Origin of the sequence: Aliiroseovarius sp. Z3 (genome assembly GCF_029105185.1) — a bacterium.
Taxonomy (GTDB): domain Bacteria; phylum Pseudomonadota; class Alphaproteobacteria; order Rhodobacterales; family Rhodobacteraceae; genus Aliiroseovarius.
Genome location: NZ_JAFMZK010000003.1, coordinates 244,568 through 260,845, shown reverse-complemented (window position 1 = coordinate 260,845; position 16,278 = coordinate 244,568). Strand labels below are relative to the sequence as shown.

The following is a 16,278-nucleotide window of genomic DNA, read 5'->3' as shown; positions in this document are numbered from 1 at the left end:
CTGACCGATGTCACGCTAACACTGGTTTAAGCCCAGCCGCCATTAGAAATAAGCCCCATATCAAGCAATTGACGCCAGCCCCGATACGCGACGGCCCCATCATGCCACAGGTCGGGCGCGGATGAGAGCCAGTCATAATAGGCATCGAAATCCTCCGGCTGACCAAAATGTTCCCGTCGTGCCTTTTCTTCCCGTGATCGGGTGACGATGTCCGGCAGGAATTTCGTATGCAGCAGCGCGCCTGACAAACGATGGTCGCCCGACATGCACGGCGGCCCATCCCAGGCATGGTTCAGGCGTGGTGGAAGTGCCGAATGGGTCGAATTCATATAGGCGAAGCGCCGATCCCAACGCACAAGCGGCAGCTTGTTCAGTGTGGGCGCGCGGGCAGGCAGGTCGACAAAGAAGACCCGGTCACGCGGCCCGCCCTGCAACCACAAATTCTGTGCCGGAGATTGCCGTTGCGCCCGATAAGGGCCAGCATCGAAAAACGGCAAGGTCTTGGTCGGATCCTGACCCCGTGCATATGCCTGCTGGTCCAACGGCCCCTTGGGATACATATCCAGCATCAGCGCCCCCATCGCAGAGGCTCCGGTTTGCGCCAGACGCCCGGTCAGGTCGGTCAGGGACCGGGTGTCGCAATGGGGATAGATCAACAGCTCGTCCACATCGACCGTCAGACACCAACGACGATGACCATGGCGAAACTGAAGCCATGTGGTCCAATCAACCCCGAAACGAGACGCCTTGTAGCTGGCATTGGTGCGCCACAGGGAAACGTCAGGCTGATCCGCCAAAAGGGTTTCTGACGGATCATCGCTGTTGTTCAAAACGAACAGAAAGTGCCCCACGCCCAGCGCGCGATAATGCGACAGAAAATGCGGCAGACGCGTGATTTCATTGCGCGCTGTTGTGAATGCCAGAACATCGCCGGGGCCGATCCGGTCCGTGCGGTCGACCACGGTTACAAGATCCCTGCGCGATCGAAGGGATCGCCAGATCAATCGCCGACGTTTCCACCGCATGCGATAGGCTGACCAAAGATCCCGTCCAGCATCGCGCACCGAGGGTTACTCGGCCGCCTTCTGCTGCGCCACGATGTCATGAAGATAGCTGGAAAACTCGTCCCGAAGCTCCTCGCGGGCCATGCCGAAGGCAACGGTCGCCTGCAAGAAGCCCGCCTTGGACCCGCAATCAAACCGCTGGCCGCGGAACCGGTACCCGAACACATCGCGCCCCTGTTCGATTTCCGAAGCGATGGCGTCGGTCAGCTGAATCTCACCCCCCGCACCACTTTTCATCTTGTTCAGGCTGCGCAGCACATTGGGCGTCAGGATATAGCGGCCAATCACCGCCAGGTTGGATGGCGCATCCTCGACGGCTGGCTTCTCGACCATCCCTTTGACCGAAACCATGGCGCCCATATCCTGCTTCACATCAAGAACGCCATAGGCGCTGGCTTTCTCGGTCGGAACTTCCATGGCGGCGACCATGCATCCCCCGGTTTCGTTATAGGCTTCGACCATCTGCTGCAGGCAAGGCTTCTCGGCGGCGATCACGTCGTCCGGCAAGATGACCGCGAACGGTTCGTTGGCGATCAGACGACGGGCACACCAGACCGCATGCCCAAGACCCAACGCTTTGTGCTGACGCATGTAAGCAATTGCGCCGCTTTCCATGTTGGTGTCCTTGAGAATCTCAAGCAGGGCATCCTTGCCCTTGCGACGCAGCTCTTGCTCCAGAACAGGAGAGTTATCGAAATAGTCCTCAAGCGCGCCCTTGCCGCGTGAGGTGACAAAGATAAATTCCTTGATCCCTGCGGCCCGCGCCTCGTCGATCGCATATTGGATCAGCGGGCGATCAACCAGCGTCATAATCTCTTTCGGAATCGACTTGGTGGCGGGAAGAAAACGCGTTCCCAACCCGGCAACCGGAAAAATGGCCTTGGTGACTTTCCTGTGCGTCATAAAACACCTCTGTTGTGACCGATCCGCCTGAACTTACATCTGATGGATCAACACTTATTTACCTGTGAAGGCTTAAACTAAATACTGAACACCAATGGGCGGAAAATCTGACAACTTCATGGCAATTGTTCATGATACTGGGTCAATCGACGGCTTTTCTCAAGGCAATTCCATTTTTTCGTGAAAAAGCGCGGTGGGTCGCCCCCTGCAAGTGCAAAAACAGCGATAAGAATTGCAACCTATGCCATTCCAAGATCACTCAGGATGTCTTCGATTCTTGTGACATCTTCGGGGTTGTTCAATTCCCAGAACTGTCGGCCTCGCGCGTCGACCTCAACACATTGCACAGGATGATCCCGCTCAAGAAAGCGTAGCTGCTCTAACCCCTCCAATTTTTCCAGAGGTCCGGGCGTCCAGCGTGCGTAGGCTGCCAGGGCAGCGGGACGATAGGCATACACGCCCACGTGGTGAAACACCGGTGTCGCGATCTGGTCATCCCATTCGTCGTCAGCGGTGTAGGGAATGACCTCTTTTGAAAAATAAAGTGCCTTGCCCTCGGCCCCGAAAACGGCAGTGGTTCCGCCAACCCGCCCGGCGCGGCGGTCTTCCAGAAACCCGTTCAGCGCGCGACCATCGCAGCGTAAAACGGGCGTGGCCATTTCGGCAACCGGGTGGTCGGTCAGGGCGTCGATCAGCGCTTCGACAAACCAAGGGGGGGTCAGCGGGGCATCACCTTGCAGGTTCACCACGATATCGAAACCACCGCCCAGCGCGTCCAGCGCCTCGGCGCAACGCTCGGTCCCATTACGACAATCCGAAGACGTCATGACGACCTCGGCCCCGAAACCATTGGCTTCGGCGCGGATACGGTCATCATCGGTCGCGATGACAACGCGGTCGACACCGCTTACGGCCTGTGCTGCATCCCAACTGCGCCGGATCAGTGACTTTGCCTGACCCGTTGCGCCACGCAGGGGCGCCAGTGCCTTACCGGGGAAACGGACTGAGGCGAAGCGCGCTGGTATGACGATCAGAACGCTCATCCATCAGGCTTTCTTCAGCTCCACCCCGGGGGCGTAGGCGATGAAAAACGGATTGGCATAGTCCGGTTTGCCATAGGTCAGCGGGGTGTGATCGTCAAAACGCACGACGTCCCCACCTGCACCCTTCAGCACCGCATGACCGGCGGCGGTGTCCCATTCCATCGTGCGGCCCACACGGGGATAAAGATCGGCCTCGCCGGTGGCGACAAGGCAGAACTTCAACGAACTGCCAGCCGACCGCATGTCTTTCACCGCATATTTGCCGATGTAATCATCCGTGGCCTGATCGCGGTGCGACTTCGACGCCACGATCATCAGGGCGTCGTTGTCCGGGGTGGTGACGGAAATTGGTGACATGTCACCGACGGCGCCCTTGTCGAAAGGGCCTTGCTCCTCGACGCTTCTGCCATCGGCGCGGGTGAAGAACATGCGGCCTTTTGCAGGGGCGTAGACAACCCCACGAACAGGCGTGCCGTCCACGACATAGGCAATATTCACAGTGAAATCGCCGCGCCGGTGAATGAACTCCTTGGTGCCATCCAACGGATCGACGATCAGAAACGCGCTGGCCTGCTGTCCGTGACTGTCGGACTGCTCTTCCGTCACCAAGAGCACATCTGGAAAGGCATCGCGCAACCCGGCCGAGATCACGGCATCCGCCGCTTCGTCGGCGGCAGTCACCGGGCTATCATCAGATTTCGACCGGACGTCAAAATCATCCGAACCATAGATCTCCATGATCACATCGCCGGCCTCAAGCGCCAGTTTGCGCATGACGCTTTCCAAACGGTTAAAATCCAAGGCCTTGCTCCTAACCCGCCACATCGCGCGGTCCAGTTGATTACATAATTTCGCCCACTTATGATGATTGGGTAAAGGAACGGCAAGATTTCCCTGCGAGAATCCCCCCATTGCGGGCAAAAAGGCAGCGCCATGTTTGAAGTCAAGGTGAACAGAACCCGGTTTGAGGCTGCGACCTCGATGGCGTCGGTGATTTATCATGCGACGGTCTATGACCTTCGAAAATCGCATCCGAACGCAGTTATCGGCCTGCTGCTCAATATCCTTCAATCGCTTCTGATGATCGCCGTCTTTTTTGTGATGATGAGCGTGCTCGGCCTGCGAACGGCTGCTATCCGGGGGGACTTTCTGCTCTATATCATGTCCGGCGTCTTCATCTTCATGACGAACGTCAAGACCATGAAAGCGGTGTCCAGCTCTGCTGGCCCGACCTCGACCATGATGCTGCATGGGCCGATGAATACGCTCGTATCTATCGTCGCGGCTGCCTTGTCGTCACTTTATCTGCAAATCCTGTCGATTGTCGTGATGCTGACGGCATACAGTCTGGCGTTTAGAACCGTCGAGTTCCACGACCCCAGCGGTGCATTCATGATGCTGCTGCTTGGCTGGTTTAACGGCGTGTCTGTTGGTATCATTTTCATGGCGCTGAAGCCATGGTTCCCGCAATTCACGCAGGTCGCCACGACCCTGTATATGCGCGTGAACATGTTCGCGTCGGGTAAGATGTTCCTGGCCAACACGCTTCCGTTTTTTATGTTGGCCTTGTTTTCGTGGAACCCGTTGTTCCACATTATTGATCAGGCGCGCGGATACACTTTCATCAACTATTTCCCGCATTATTCCAGCTGGCAGTATCCACTGATCGTATCCGTCGTGCTGGCGTTCCTTGGCCTTATGGGCGACAGCTACAGCCGCAAATACGTGTCGGCCAGTTGGGATGCCCGTCGTTAGGCATCGCCGCTGGTGGCTGACGGGATGTCCACCACCCGAAGCGTCAGGTTGATCCGCCCGCGATCGCGCAAAAGATCAGACGACCCAAAGCGCAAACGGTCAATCCCGTGATACGCCAGACGTGATGGCCCATCCAATACGAGCACGTCACCCGAGGCGAGCCAAGCGGATTGCGTCGGACCCTGCCGCTCGGTCCCGCCAATCCGAAACAGGGCGTCGTCGCCGATGCTGATCGACACGACCGGATACGAGAAGTCCCCCTCGTCACGGTCCTGATGCAGCCCCATCCGTGCGCCTTTGCCATAATAGTTGACCAAGCAACAGTCAGGCCGCCGTCCCGTACCGGATACCGCCCGCCAGACCGCGAGTACGAGGTCAGGGATTTCGGGCCACGCCGCGCCAGAGGAGTGGCGCGGTTCATAGCGATACCCGCGCCGATCCGACACCCAGCCCAACCGTCCTGCTGATGTCATCCGCACCGACATCTTTTTTCCCCACCGCGTCTCAGGGTGGAAAAACGGGGCAGCGGACGCCACGTCCCGCAGCGCCTCGACCAGCGTCTCTTGCGCCGTGCGGTCCAGCATCCCTTTGAAAAGCTTTGCCCCCGCCAGATCCATTGGGGGTATGTCATGCGCAATCATGGTCAAAACCCTGAAATTGACTCGTTTTTTTACGCCTTTCCGCACCCTTGAACGCTTGCAGGCCCCATTTCCCCTACTTATATACGCCGAGACGCCGGATTGGGGCACGCCCATTCGGTCAGAAATCTGGGATCAGGGGCCGATGCTTTGCAAGGTCGGCTCCCACAACATCGCCTAAGAGAGGATTTTGAGCATGGCTAAAGTCATCGGTATCGACCTCGGCACCACCAACTCTTGTGTTGCCATTATGGACGGCTCGCAACCGCGGGTCATCGAAAACTCAGAGGGCGCGCGCACGACGCCTTCGATCGTCGCCTTCAAGGACGACGAACGCCTCGTTGGTCAATCGGCCAAACGGCAGGCTGTCACCAACCCCGACAACACCGTCTTCGCCGTGAAGCGCCTGATCGGTCGCAACATGCAGGACCCGGCTGTCGAGAAAGACAAGAAACTTGTCCCTTACTCCATCGTTGATGGCGGCAATGGTGACGCATGGGTCGAAGCGGCCGGGCAGAAATACTCGCCCTCGCAAATCTCGGCCTTCATTCTGGGCAAGATGAAAGAAACGGCAGAAAGCTATCTGGGTGAAGAAGTCACTCAGGCCGTGATCACCGTGCCTGCATATTTCAACGACGCTCAGCGTCAGGCCACCAAAGACGCCGGCAAAATCGCTGGCCTTGAAGTGCTGCGGATCATCAACGAGCCGACCGCCGCCGCGCTGGCCTATGGTCTGGACAAGTCGGAAACCCACACCATTGCGGTCTATGACCTTGGCGGCGGGACCTTCGACGTGACCATTCTGGAAATCGACGACGGCCTTTTTGAAGTGAAATCGACCAACGGCGACACGTTCCTTGGTGGTGAAGACTTCGACATGCGCATCGTTCAGTATCTGGTCGATGAGTTCAAAAAGGAAAACCAGGTCGATCTGTCGAAAGACAAGATGGCTCTGCAGCGCCTGAAAGAAGCCGCTGAGAAAGCCAAGATCGAACTGTCCAGCTCGTCGCAGACCGAGATCAACCAGCCCTTCATCTCGATGGGGTCGGATGGCTCGCCCCTGCACATGGTCATGAAGCTGACCCGCGCCAAGCTGGAAAGCCTTGTGTCTGACCTGATCAAACGCTCGATGAAGCCTTGCCAAGCCGCACTGAAAGACGCTGGCCTGTCGAAGGACGATATCGACGAGGTGGTTCTGGTCGGTGGTATGACCCGTATGCCGAAGGTCATCGAAGAGGTGTCCAAGTTCTTCGGGAAAGAGCCGCATAAGGGTGTGAACCCTGACGAGGTTGTGGCCATGGGTGCCGCCATTCAGGCCGGTGTTCTGCAAGGTGACGTGAAAGACGTTGTGTTGCTGGACGTGACCCCGCTGTCCTTGGGCATCGAAACGCTGGGCGGTGTATTCACCCGCCTGATCGACCGCAACACGACGATCCCGACCAAGAAGTCGCAGATCTTCTCGACCGCGGAAGACAACCAGAACGCCGTGACCCTGCGCGTGTTCCAAGGTGAGCGTGAGATGGCTGCGGACAACAAGATCCTGGGCCAGTTCAATCTGGAAGACATCCCGCCGGCACCGCGCGGCATGCCTCAGATCGAGGTGACCTTCGACATCGACGCCAACGGCATCGTTGAAGTGGGCGCCAAGGACAAAGGCACCGGCAAAGAGCAGAAAATCACCATCCAAGCCTCGGGTGGCCTCTCGGATGAGGATATCGAAGCAATGGTGAAAGACGCTGAAGCCAACGCCGAGGCCGATAAAGAGCGCAAAGAGCTTGTCGAAGCCAAGAACCAGGCCGAAAGCCTGATCCATTCGACCGAAAAGGCGATGGAAGAGCACAACGACAAGGTCGACCCGACCACGATCGAAGCGATCGAGCTGGCCATTGCCGCTCTGAAAGACGTGATGGAAGAAGACAATGCCGACAAGATCAAGTCGGGCATCCAGAACGTCACTGAAGCGGCCATGAAGCTGGGTGAAGCGATCTATAAGTCGCAGCAGGAAGAAGCGGCTGGCGAAGAGCCTGAAGAAGCTGATGGCCCTTCGGCAGTGGATGACGACATTGTCGACGCCGACTTCGAAGACCTTGACGACGAAAACAAGCGTTAAGTCTGAATAGGTAACGGGCGGGGCTGCCCTTGCGGCCCTGCCCCCTCCCAAAGGGAGATTTCCATGTCAAAGCGTGATTATTACGAAGTTCTCGGCGTGTCGAAAGGCGCATCTGCGGAGGAGCTGAAGAAGGCCTATCGCAAGAAGGCGAAAGAGCTTCACCCCGATCGCAACTCGGACAACCCCGATGCAGAAGCCCAGTTCAAAGAAGCGAACGAGGCTTACGACGTCCTGAAAGACGCCGATAAAAAAGCCGCTTATGACCGGTTTGGACATGCCGCTTTCGATGGTGGCATGGGTGGTCGTCCCGGTGGCGGGCATCATGGCGGCAATGGCGATTTCGCCAGTGCGTTTTCCGATGTGTTCGACGACCTGTTCGGCGACTTCATGGGGGGCGGACGTGGCGGTGGTGCGCGTGCCCAGCGTGGGTCTGACCTGCGTTACAACCTGCGCGTGACGCTGGAAGAGGCGTTTGCCGGTTTGCAAAAAACCATCAACGTGCCGACATCTGTGTCCTGTGACGAATGCAATGGGACGGGTGCCGAAGCGGGTGCTGAACCCACGGTTTGCCCAACCTGCTCTGGCATGGGCAAGGTCCGCGCGCAGCAAGGATTCTTTACGGTCGAGCGCACCTGTCCAACCTGTCAAGGCACCGGCCAGATGATCCAGAACCCCTGCAAAAGCTGCGGTGGGGCTGGGCGCAAGCACAAAGAACGCTCTTTGTCCGTCAACATCCCGGCAGGTGTTGAAACCGGCACACGGATCCGTCTGTCCGGCGAAGGCGAAGCCGGCTTGCGTGGCGGCCCAACGGGTGACCTTTACATCTTCATCGACGTGGCCGAGCATCCGATCTTCGACCGCGAAGGCCCGCATCTTCATTGCCGTGTGCCTGTTTCCATGGCCTCTGCGGCGCTGGGCGGTGACATCGAAGTGCCGACCATAGACGGTGGCAGGTCACGCGTGAAAATCCCGGCTGGCAGCCAGTCGGGGCGGCAGATGCGTCTGCGCTCGAAAGGCATGCCCGGCCTGCGCGGTGGCCCACGCGGCGACATGTATATCGAGCTTGCCGTGGAAACACCGGTGAACCTGACCACGAAGCAAAAAGAGCTTCTGCGCGAGTTCGAAAAACTGTCGGAAGAGAACAACCCCGAAAGCTCGTCCTTCTTTACGAAGGTCAAAAGCTTCTGGGACGGGATGAAGGGTTAACGAACCTCATCGGTTAACCCTTCATTTACCAATCTTGGTGCAGTCTGCTCTCATGACCGAGAGCAGACAATTCCAATTCGACGAAATGCCTCAGGCATTGTTTGATGCAGACGAAGCCCCCGTTCTTCCTGTGGCGGTGAAGGACGGCAAGTTGCCCTCCTATATCAAAGATCACCGCAAACGCCTGCGCGACCGGTTCATGTCCGGTGGGGCGCAGGCCATGCCGGATTATGAGATGCTGGAACTTGTACTGTTCCGCGCCATTCCACGACGCGACGTGAAGCCGCTGGCGCGCTGCTTGCTGGACACCTTTGGCGACTTCAACCGCGTGGTGACGGCACCCGTACAACGCCTGCGAGACGTGCCGGGCATCGGCGATGCGGTGATCACCGAGCTAAAGATCGTGGAAGCCGCCGCGCAGCGCATGGCGCGCAGCCGCGTCATACAGCGGCATGTGATTTCATCCTGGGATGCGGTTCTGGACTATTGCCATACCACCATGGCCCATCGCGATACCGAACAGTTTCGTGTGTTGTTTCTGGATCGCAAGAACGTGTTGATCGCGGACGAGGCACAAGGGCAGGGCACCGTTGATCACGTACCAGTTTACCCACGCGAGGTGGTCAAGCGGGCGCTGGAGCTGAATGCGTCGGCAATCATCCTTGTGCATAACCACCCTTCAGGTGACCCCACACCCTCGGACAGCGATATCCAGATGACCCAGCAGGTGAATGACGCGGCAACCGCTTTGGGGCTGGCGCTGCACGATCATCTGATCATCGGGAAATCTACAGAACTCAGCTTTCGGGGGTCTGGTTATCTATAGGGTCAATCAACCCAGATTTCGACCCGACGGTTGACACTGCGACCCCATGCGCTGTCGTCGCAGGCCATTGGCATCGCTTCGCCAAACGCATCAACCTGTAAATCCACGCGGGTGTCGTCAAAGGCTTCAAGCTGCGCCAAGACCTGCTCGCGCACCGCTGTGGCCCGCTTGCGTGCCAGATCCAGATTCTGCGCAGCCGCCCCTTGCCCATCGGAAAATCCGACAAACACCATCTGATGCCCATCGAAGCGACCGCTTTCCAAGGCCTTGGCCAGAAGCGCGACGTTAGAGCGGGAGGGCGCATCCAACCGGGTTGAGCCGCCTTCAAACCGAAAGCTGATCGACATGCGATCCTTGCCGTCGAACAGATCCACCATGCGCTTAAGCTCAGGAAGCGCAACCTCGTCCCCCGCCGCCGCAATGGCATTGGCCATGCGATCCCCCTGATCCTGCATAGGAATGCGCGTCAAAGCCTGATCGACAAAGCCCGCGCGGCGGGTCACGAACTGCGCACTGTCGGTGCGAAGATATGACAGGAACTCGCGCCCCAGAAGCGGCAAGCGGCGTTCGGGCAGGTACAGATACATCGGCATGGTCAGTGGATAATCTTCGGCCTTGATCGACCGGGCCGAGGCCCGCACGCGGAAACCACAGGTGCCGGAAAGCTGCACCACCTCGCCATTACCGGGGCGCATAAACGAAGTAATGGCGATGCCGAAAGGATCATTCGCAATGGCGTCATTCAGCGCGGAAACCGATGGATGAAACCGCACCCGATCGGACAAAGTCACTCCGCTTGCAGCGATGACCTGTTGCATAAACGCGGGACCGAAGCCTTCTTCGATGTCCATCAGATACGGCGTGATGGGGGCGTCTTCGCCGCCAAGCTCGCTCCAATTCCTGACCTTTCCGGCGTAAATCGCCGCCAACTGCGCGATGGACAGTTTGGTCACGGGATTGCCTGGGGACACGATTGGCACCAGAGCATCCAGCGCGATCACCCGGCTTTGCCGCGCGATCCGAAGGTCGCCAAGGCCGGCCTCGCGCGCCATGCTGCGTTCGCGGGTCGATGCCTGCCGCATTGACAGAACCATGTCGGCCTGCTGCCCAAGCAGGTCCGCGAACCCTTCGGCACTTGATGTCAACTTGATCGTAATGCGAGCCTGTTCCTGCCCGGAAGCGCCATCATAGAGCGTATAGAGCGTTCCGATGCCCAACACCTCTTCACGTTTAAGCGCATAGCCCTCGCGCAGGGCGAACCCTTCGACCAAGGCGGGAAACAACACTTCGCCCATGGTGTAGGCGCCGGAAATGGTCAGCTCGGCCACAAACGGACCAAGGCTGGGACAGCCCGGTCCTTCGCACGTGACGCCAGAGCTGTCGACCGTCAGGATGCCGAACTCGGTATCTACGCGATAAAATTCGCCGTCGAAGGTCAGAAGGGTGCCGGTCAACTCGATCGCGCCATCTCGCGACGTCAGTGTCACGTCGTCCGCAAAAGCGGCCTGGCCGGTTGCCAGCATCACATATGCCATCGCGATGACCGCGCGCAAAATGTTCATGGCGCCCCCCAACCCGTGCAAACCCCTTGCGCAATCATCCGAATTGGCGCGTCGGATTTCAACCACTGATATTGTCAGCGCGCGCGATCAGGCCAGACGACCGTGACAATGCTTGAACTTCTTGCCCGATCCACAAGGACAGGGGTCGTTGCGTGACGGGTTGCCCCATGTGGCCGGATTGGTTTCGTCGAACCCGTCCTTGGCATCCTGTGCGTTGTCCGCCGCCTGCGCCAACGCCTGCTGTTGCTGCACCATCTGCTGCATCATCGCCTGCTGTTCGGCTTCGGACATCGGGCGAATCTGCGCCAGCTTCTTGGTCACGTCAGAGCGCAAGCCATCAAGCATGCTCTCGAACAGCTGGAAGGCTTCGTTCTTATATTCGTTCAGCGGGTCGCGTTGGGCATACCCGCGGAAGCCAACAACCGACCGCAGGTGGTCCAGCGTCAGAAGATGTTCGCGCCACTTGCTGTCGATGGTTTGCAGCACCAGTTGTTTTTCAATCGAGCGCATGGTTTCCGGGCCGAACTCGGCGGCCTTCTTCGCCATAAACTCGTCCGAGGCATCGTAAAGCCGTTCACGAATGCTGTCATCGTCCACGCCTTCCTCGGCGGCCCAGTCGATCACCGGGGCTTCAAAGCCCAGATTCTCGATCGCTGCTGCTTGCAGACCAGCGGTATCCCACTGGTCGGCATAGGATTTCGGCGGCATATGGACGTCGACCAGATCGTCGATGACCTGATGACGCATGTCGCCAACGATTTCCGACAAGTCTTCGGCTTCCATGATTTCCAGACGCTGTCCAAAGATCGCCTTCCGCTGATCGTTCATCACGTCATCGAATTTCAGAAGCTGCTTACGAATGTCAAAGTTGCGACCTTCGACCTTGGCCTGCGCGCGTTCCAGCGATTTGTTCACCCACGGGTGGATGATCGCCTCGCCTTCTTTCATGCCAAGGGTAGACAGCACTTTTTCCAACCGTTCGGACCCGAAAATACGCATCAGATCGTCTTCAAGTGACAGGAAGAACGATGATTTGCCGGGGTCACCCTGACGGCCGGAGCGACCGCGCAGCTGGTTGTCGATCCGGCGGCTTTCGTGACGTTCGGTGGCCAGAACGAACAGCCCACCCGCATCCTTGACTGCCTGCTCGTCCGCCTCGTGGGCAGCTTCGATCTTGGCGCGGATTTCGTCGGGATTGCCGTCAGGATCGGCGGCAATGGCCTCCATCACCTTGAACTCGACGTTGCCGCCCAGTTTGATGTCGGTCCCGCGCCCCGCCATGTTGGTGGCGATTGTAACAGAGCCTAACTTGCCCGCATCGGCGACGATCTGAGCTTCGCGCTCGTGCTGGCGCGCGTTCAGGACATCGTGCTTGATGCCGGCTTCGGTCAGAAGCCGCGAAAGTTCCTCGGATTTCTCAATCGAGGTTGTGCCAACAAGGATCGGCTGGCCTTTTTCGTTGGCCGCGCGAATTTCCTCGACCACAGCGGCATATTTCTCGCCTGTTGTGCGATAGACCGCATCGTGTTCATCAACACGCGCGATGGGGCGGTTGGTCGGAATTTCGACCACGCCCAGCTTATAGATCTCGTCAAACTCGTCCGCTTCGGTCAGCGCCGTGCCGGTCATGCCAGAAAGCTTGTTGTACAGGCGGAAATAGTTCTGGAAGGTGACCGAGGCGAGCGTCACGTTCTCGGGCTGCGTCTTGCAGCCTTCCTTGGCCTCAATGGCCTGGTGCAAACCCTCGGACAGACGGCGACCGGCCATCATACGTCCGGTGAATTCGTCAATCAGTACAACTTCACCATCGCGCACGATATAATCCTTGTCGCGCTGGAACAGTTTGTGCGCACGCAAGCCCTGGTTCACGTGGTGAACAATGGTGGTGCTTTCCGGATCATAAAGCGACTGACCTTCCGGCAGCAGGCCATGCGCCTGCAGAAGCCCTTCGAGAAACTCGTTGCCTTCCTCGGTGAAGGTGGCGCCGCGGTTTTTCTCGTCGATCTCGTAATGCGCATCGGTCAATTCGGGGATCAGCTTGTCGATGGTCACATAAAGCTCGGACCGATCTTCGGACGGGCCCGAGATGATCAGGGGTGTCCGGGCTTCGTCGATCAGGATCGAGTCGACCTCGTCCACAATCGCGAAGTTGTGACCACGCTGATACATGTCCTTCAGTTCGGATTTCATGTTGTCGCGCAGATAATCGAAGCCAAGTTCGTTATTGGTCGCGTATGTGACATCGCAGGCGTAAGCCGCGCGTTTTTCATCATCCGGTTGATGTGGATAGACGACACCGGTTGTCATCCCCAACGCGCCATAAACCTTGCCCATCCATTCCGCGTCACGTTTCGCCAGATAGTCGTTTACAGTCACGATATGCACACCGGCACCGGACAGCGCGTTCAGATAAGCCGGAAAGGTCGCGACAAGTGTCTTGCCTTCGCCTGTCTTCATTTCGGCGATGTTGCCGCGGTGCAGGAAGATGCCGCCAATCAACTGAGTGTCAAACGCGCGCAGGCCCAGCGCCCGTTTTGCGGCCTCGCGACAGTTCGCGAATGCCTCGGGCAGGATCGCGTCAAGTTTCTCGCCATCCGCGATGCGTTTCTTGAACTCTTCCGTCTTGGCGATGATGCCATCATCCGTCAGGGCGGCATACTCATCCTCAAGCGCGTTGATTTTGTCGACGATCGGGCGGGTCGCTTTGATCATACGGTCATTGGGGGTGCCAAAGACCTTACGCGCGATTTTTCCAAGCATGTTATTCTTGCCTCAATGCGGTTCTGACGCTGGTGTGACCAGAGGGAACTTGCCCGTCCCTGTCCAGCCCCCTATCTAGGGGCTCAAGAACCAGCGCTCTCAAGCCTTCAAGCGATGTAAGCGTCGGGTGTAATACTGTCAATGTTGCCGGGGAAACCGGCCCGCTTTGAGGATAAAAACATGTTGAACCGCAACGCTCTTTTTCTGACCACTGCCTTATCTGTTTGTCTGGCCCTGCCGCTGAGCGCCCAGGATACCGACACCGCCGAAGTGCAAACCGAGGAACCGGCGGTCGAAATGATCGACGTGACGGGTGATACCGTGGTTGCCACTGTCAATGGCGAAGACATCACCATGGCGCATCTGGTTGCCGCACGGGCCAGCCTTCCCGAGCAGTTTCAGCAATTGCCCGATGACGTGCTTTTGCCGGGCATTGTCGAGCAGTTGATTCAGCAGGCTGTTCTGGGACAGGCGATGGGTGAACTGAGCCATCGTGCGGAAATCCGCTTGGAAAACCAACGCCGCGAAATGGCCGCCAACGATAAGGTGGAAGAGGTGATTGCAAGCGCCGTCACCGATGAGGCGCTTCAAGCCGCCTATGATGCGGAATACGCCAATGCCGAGCCGACGCAGGAATTCAGCGCCGCGCATATCCTTGTAGAGACCGAGGACAAGGCGAAGGAGTTGATCGAAGAACTAAGCGGCGGTGCGGATTTTGCCGAGCTGGCAAAAGAACATTCGACCGGCCCGTCAGGCCCCAGCGGCGGCGATTTGGGCTGGTTTAGTGCCGGTATGATGGTCAAACCTTTCGAAGATGCCGTGATGGAAATGGATGCCGGCGCCATCTCGGACCCGGTCCAGACCCAGTTTGGCTGGCATGTGATCAAGCTGAACGAAACCCGTATGAAAGGCGCGCCGACGCTGGATGACGTCCGCAGCGAATTGACCATCAAGGTTGAAAACGACGCTGTCGAAGCTGCCCTGAAGGCGCTTCTGGATGCCGCAAAAATTGACCGCATCGCACTTGAGGGGATCGACCCGGCCAAATTGCGTGATATGACGCTTCTGGACCAATAAACCACAAAGGGTGCGGGCATGGGAAAGACTGCCAAGATCAAGAAGCTGAAGGCCAAGCTGAAGACATTGAAGGCACAGCTAAAGGCGGCTCGGACGCACACCCATGCCGTCGCGCCGCTGGCACCGAAATCTTTCCCGGATTTGCCCGTCATTGCGGGCGCAAGATTTTCAGCCGTCAAGGCAGGGGTAAAATACGCGGATCGGCTGGATGTCATGCTGGCCGAACTGCAACCCGGTACGACCATTGCGGGTGTATTCACCAAATCGGCCACCCGGTCTGCGCCGGTGCTGGATTGCCAGTCCAAGCTCGGGTCTGATGCCTCCGCAGGTGCGGCCATATTGGTCAATGCCGGAAACTCGAACGCTTTTACCGGGGCTGCGGGTGATGGATCGGTCGATGCCATCACGACCGAGGTTGCCAAAGCACTGTCAGTGCCGAAAAACAGGGTCTATACCGCCTCAACCGGCGTGATTGGCCAGCCCTTACCGCATGACCGCATCACCGCGCGCATTGATGAGCTAAAGGGCACGCTGGCGCCCGATGGGTTGGAGCAGGCCGCGCAAGCCATCCGCACCACAGACACATTCGCCAAAGGCGCCAAGGCCGAGGTCAAGATCGGTGATCAGACCGTCCACATCGCCGGAATCGCCAAAGGGTCGGGCATGATCGCACCAGACATGGCGACGATGCTGGTGTTTATCTTCACTGACGCAAAGGTGGCGCAGGGTGATCTGCAGTCAATGCTGTCAGACCTGACCGAAACAAGTTTCAACAGCATCACGGTCGACAGCGATACCTCTACCTCCGACTCTCTTTTGCTGGCGGCGACGGGTGCCTCAGGCATCGAAGTTGCGAAGGACAATCAGGCTTTCCGATCCGCCCTGCATGACGTGATGCTGGACCTGGCACATCAGGTGGTGCGCGACGGTGAGGGCGCAACCAAGTTTGTCGAAGTGCGCGTCACCGGCGCAAAATCTGACGCCGACGCCCGCACCCATGCACTTGCGATTGCCAATTCGCCGCTGGTGAAAACAGCAATCGCGGGCGAGGATCCCAATTGGGGCCGGGTGGTCATGGCCATCGGGAAATCCGGCGCCTATGCCGAACGTGACAAACTGGCCATCCGGTTCGGGGACGTACTGGTGGCGGAAAACGGCTGGGTCTCGCCGCAGTATCGCGAAGAGGACGGCGCGAATTACATGACGCGTGACGAGCTTGTTATTGCCGTCGATCTGAACATAGGTGACGGCACATCATCTGTCTGGACCTGCGATCTGACGCATGGCTACATCCAGATCAACGCCGATTATCGGTCATAGGACCAGGCAGGGGC

At 58.2% G+C, this 16,278-nt stretch carries 13 protein-coding genes; 6 read left to right on the top strand and 7 right to left on the bottom strand.

All coding sequences use genetic code 11. The features are described 5' to 3' along the window. Positions 1-26 precede the first annotated feature (26 nt). The 4 genes from J3R80_RS06940 to cysQ all read right to left on the bottom strand — a co-directional run bounded on the left by J3R80_RS06940 (position 27) and on the right by cysQ (position 3,811). Complete coding sequence (locus tag J3R80_RS06940) at positions 27-962, bottom strand: glycosyltransferase family 2 protein (RefSeq protein WP_343075817.1); 936 nt, start codon at positions 960-962, stop codon at positions 27-29. A 108-nt stretch (positions 963-1,070) separates the two neighbouring features. Next, a complete protein-coding gene (gene galU, locus J3R80_RS06935) occupies positions 1,071-1,967 on the bottom strand; it encodes a UTP--glucose-1-phosphate uridylyltransferase GalU (RefSeq protein WP_275393036.1) in 897 nt (298 codons plus the stop codon). Between the two features lie 239 nt (positions 1,968-2,206). Continuing rightward, positions 2,207-3,010, bottom strand: coding sequence for a 3-deoxy-manno-octulosonate cytidylyltransferase (gene kdsB, locus J3R80_RS06930; RefSeq protein ID WP_275393035.1), 804 nt, complete (start codon positions 3,008-3,010; stop codon positions 2,207-2,209). 3 nt (positions 3,011-3,013) lie between these two features. After that, positions 3,014-3,811, bottom strand: a complete 798-nt coding sequence (gene cysQ / locus J3R80_RS06925; protein ID WP_275393034.1) for a 3'(2'),5'-bisphosphate nucleotidase CysQ — start codon at positions 3,809-3,811, stop codon at positions 3,014-3,016. A 132-nt stretch (positions 3,812-3,943) separates the two neighbouring features. On the opposite strand from cysQ, the gene J3R80_RS06920 reads away from it, so the two are divergent. Beyond that, positions 3,944-4,765 (top strand): ABC transporter permease, encoded by an 822-nt coding sequence (locus J3R80_RS06920; RefSeq protein ID WP_275393033.1) that lies wholly within the window; start codon positions 3,944-3,946, stop codon positions 4,763-4,765. Here the strand turns inward: J3R80_RS06920 and J3R80_RS06915 are convergent. Next, positions 4,762-5,406, bottom strand: a complete 645-nt coding sequence (locus tag J3R80_RS06915) for an alpha-ketoglutarate-dependent dioxygenase AlkB (RefSeq protein WP_275393032.1) — start codon at positions 5,404-5,406, stop codon at positions 4,762-4,764. The genes J3R80_RS06920 and J3R80_RS06915 overlap by 4 nt on opposite strands. Before the next feature lie 193 nt (positions 5,407-5,599). Between J3R80_RS06915 and dnaK the strand changes: the two genes are divergently transcribed. From dnaK to radC, 3 genes are all read left to right on the top strand, one after another. Next, positions 5,600-7,513, top strand: a complete 1,914-nt coding sequence (gene dnaK, locus J3R80_RS06910) for a molecular chaperone DnaK (protein WP_275393031.1) — start codon at positions 5,600-5,602, stop codon at positions 7,511-7,513. Between the two features lie 63 nt (positions 7,514-7,576). Beyond that, positions 7,577-8,719 (top strand): molecular chaperone DnaJ, encoded by a 1,143-nt coding sequence (dnaJ, locus tag J3R80_RS06905; RefSeq protein WP_275393030.1) that lies wholly within the window; start codon positions 7,577-7,579, stop codon positions 8,717-8,719. A gap of 52 nt (positions 8,720-8,771) precedes the next feature. Then, positions 8,772-9,545 carry a DNA repair protein RadC gene (gene radC / locus J3R80_RS06900; protein ID WP_275393029.1) on the top strand — a complete coding sequence of 258 codons (774 nt, stop codon included), beginning with the start codon at positions 8,772-8,774 and terminating at the stop codon, positions 9,543-9,545. A 2-nt stretch (positions 9,546-9,547) separates the two neighbouring features. Here radC and J3R80_RS06895 read toward each other — a convergent pair whose 3' ends face one another. Both J3R80_RS06895 and secA read right to left on the bottom strand, forming a co-directional pair. Beyond that, positions 9,548-11,107 (bottom strand): phosphate ABC transporter substrate-binding/OmpA family protein, encoded by a 1,560-nt coding sequence (locus J3R80_RS06895; RefSeq protein ID WP_275393028.1) that lies wholly within the window; start codon positions 11,105-11,107, stop codon positions 9,548-9,550. An 87-nt stretch (positions 11,108-11,194) separates the two neighbouring features. After that, positions 11,195-13,867, bottom strand: coding sequence for a preprotein translocase subunit SecA (gene secA / locus J3R80_RS06890; protein WP_275393027.1), 2,673 nt, complete (start codon positions 13,865-13,867; stop codon positions 11,195-11,197). Between the two features lie 180 nt (positions 13,868-14,047). Between secA and J3R80_RS06885 the strand changes: the two genes are divergently transcribed. Both J3R80_RS06885 and argJ read left to right on the top strand, forming a co-directional pair. Beyond that, complete coding sequence (locus J3R80_RS06885) at positions 14,048-14,944, top strand: peptidylprolyl isomerase (RefSeq protein WP_275393026.1); 897 nt, start codon at positions 14,048-14,050, stop codon at positions 14,942-14,944. Between the two features lie 18 nt (positions 14,945-14,962). Further along, positions 14,963-16,264: a bifunctional glutamate N-acetyltransferase/amino-acid acetyltransferase ArgJ gene (gene argJ / locus J3R80_RS06880; protein WP_275393025.1), complete on the top strand. Its 1,302-nt coding sequence runs from the start codon at positions 14,963-14,965 to the stop codon at positions 16,262-16,264. Positions 16,265-16,278 lie beyond the last annotated feature (14 nt).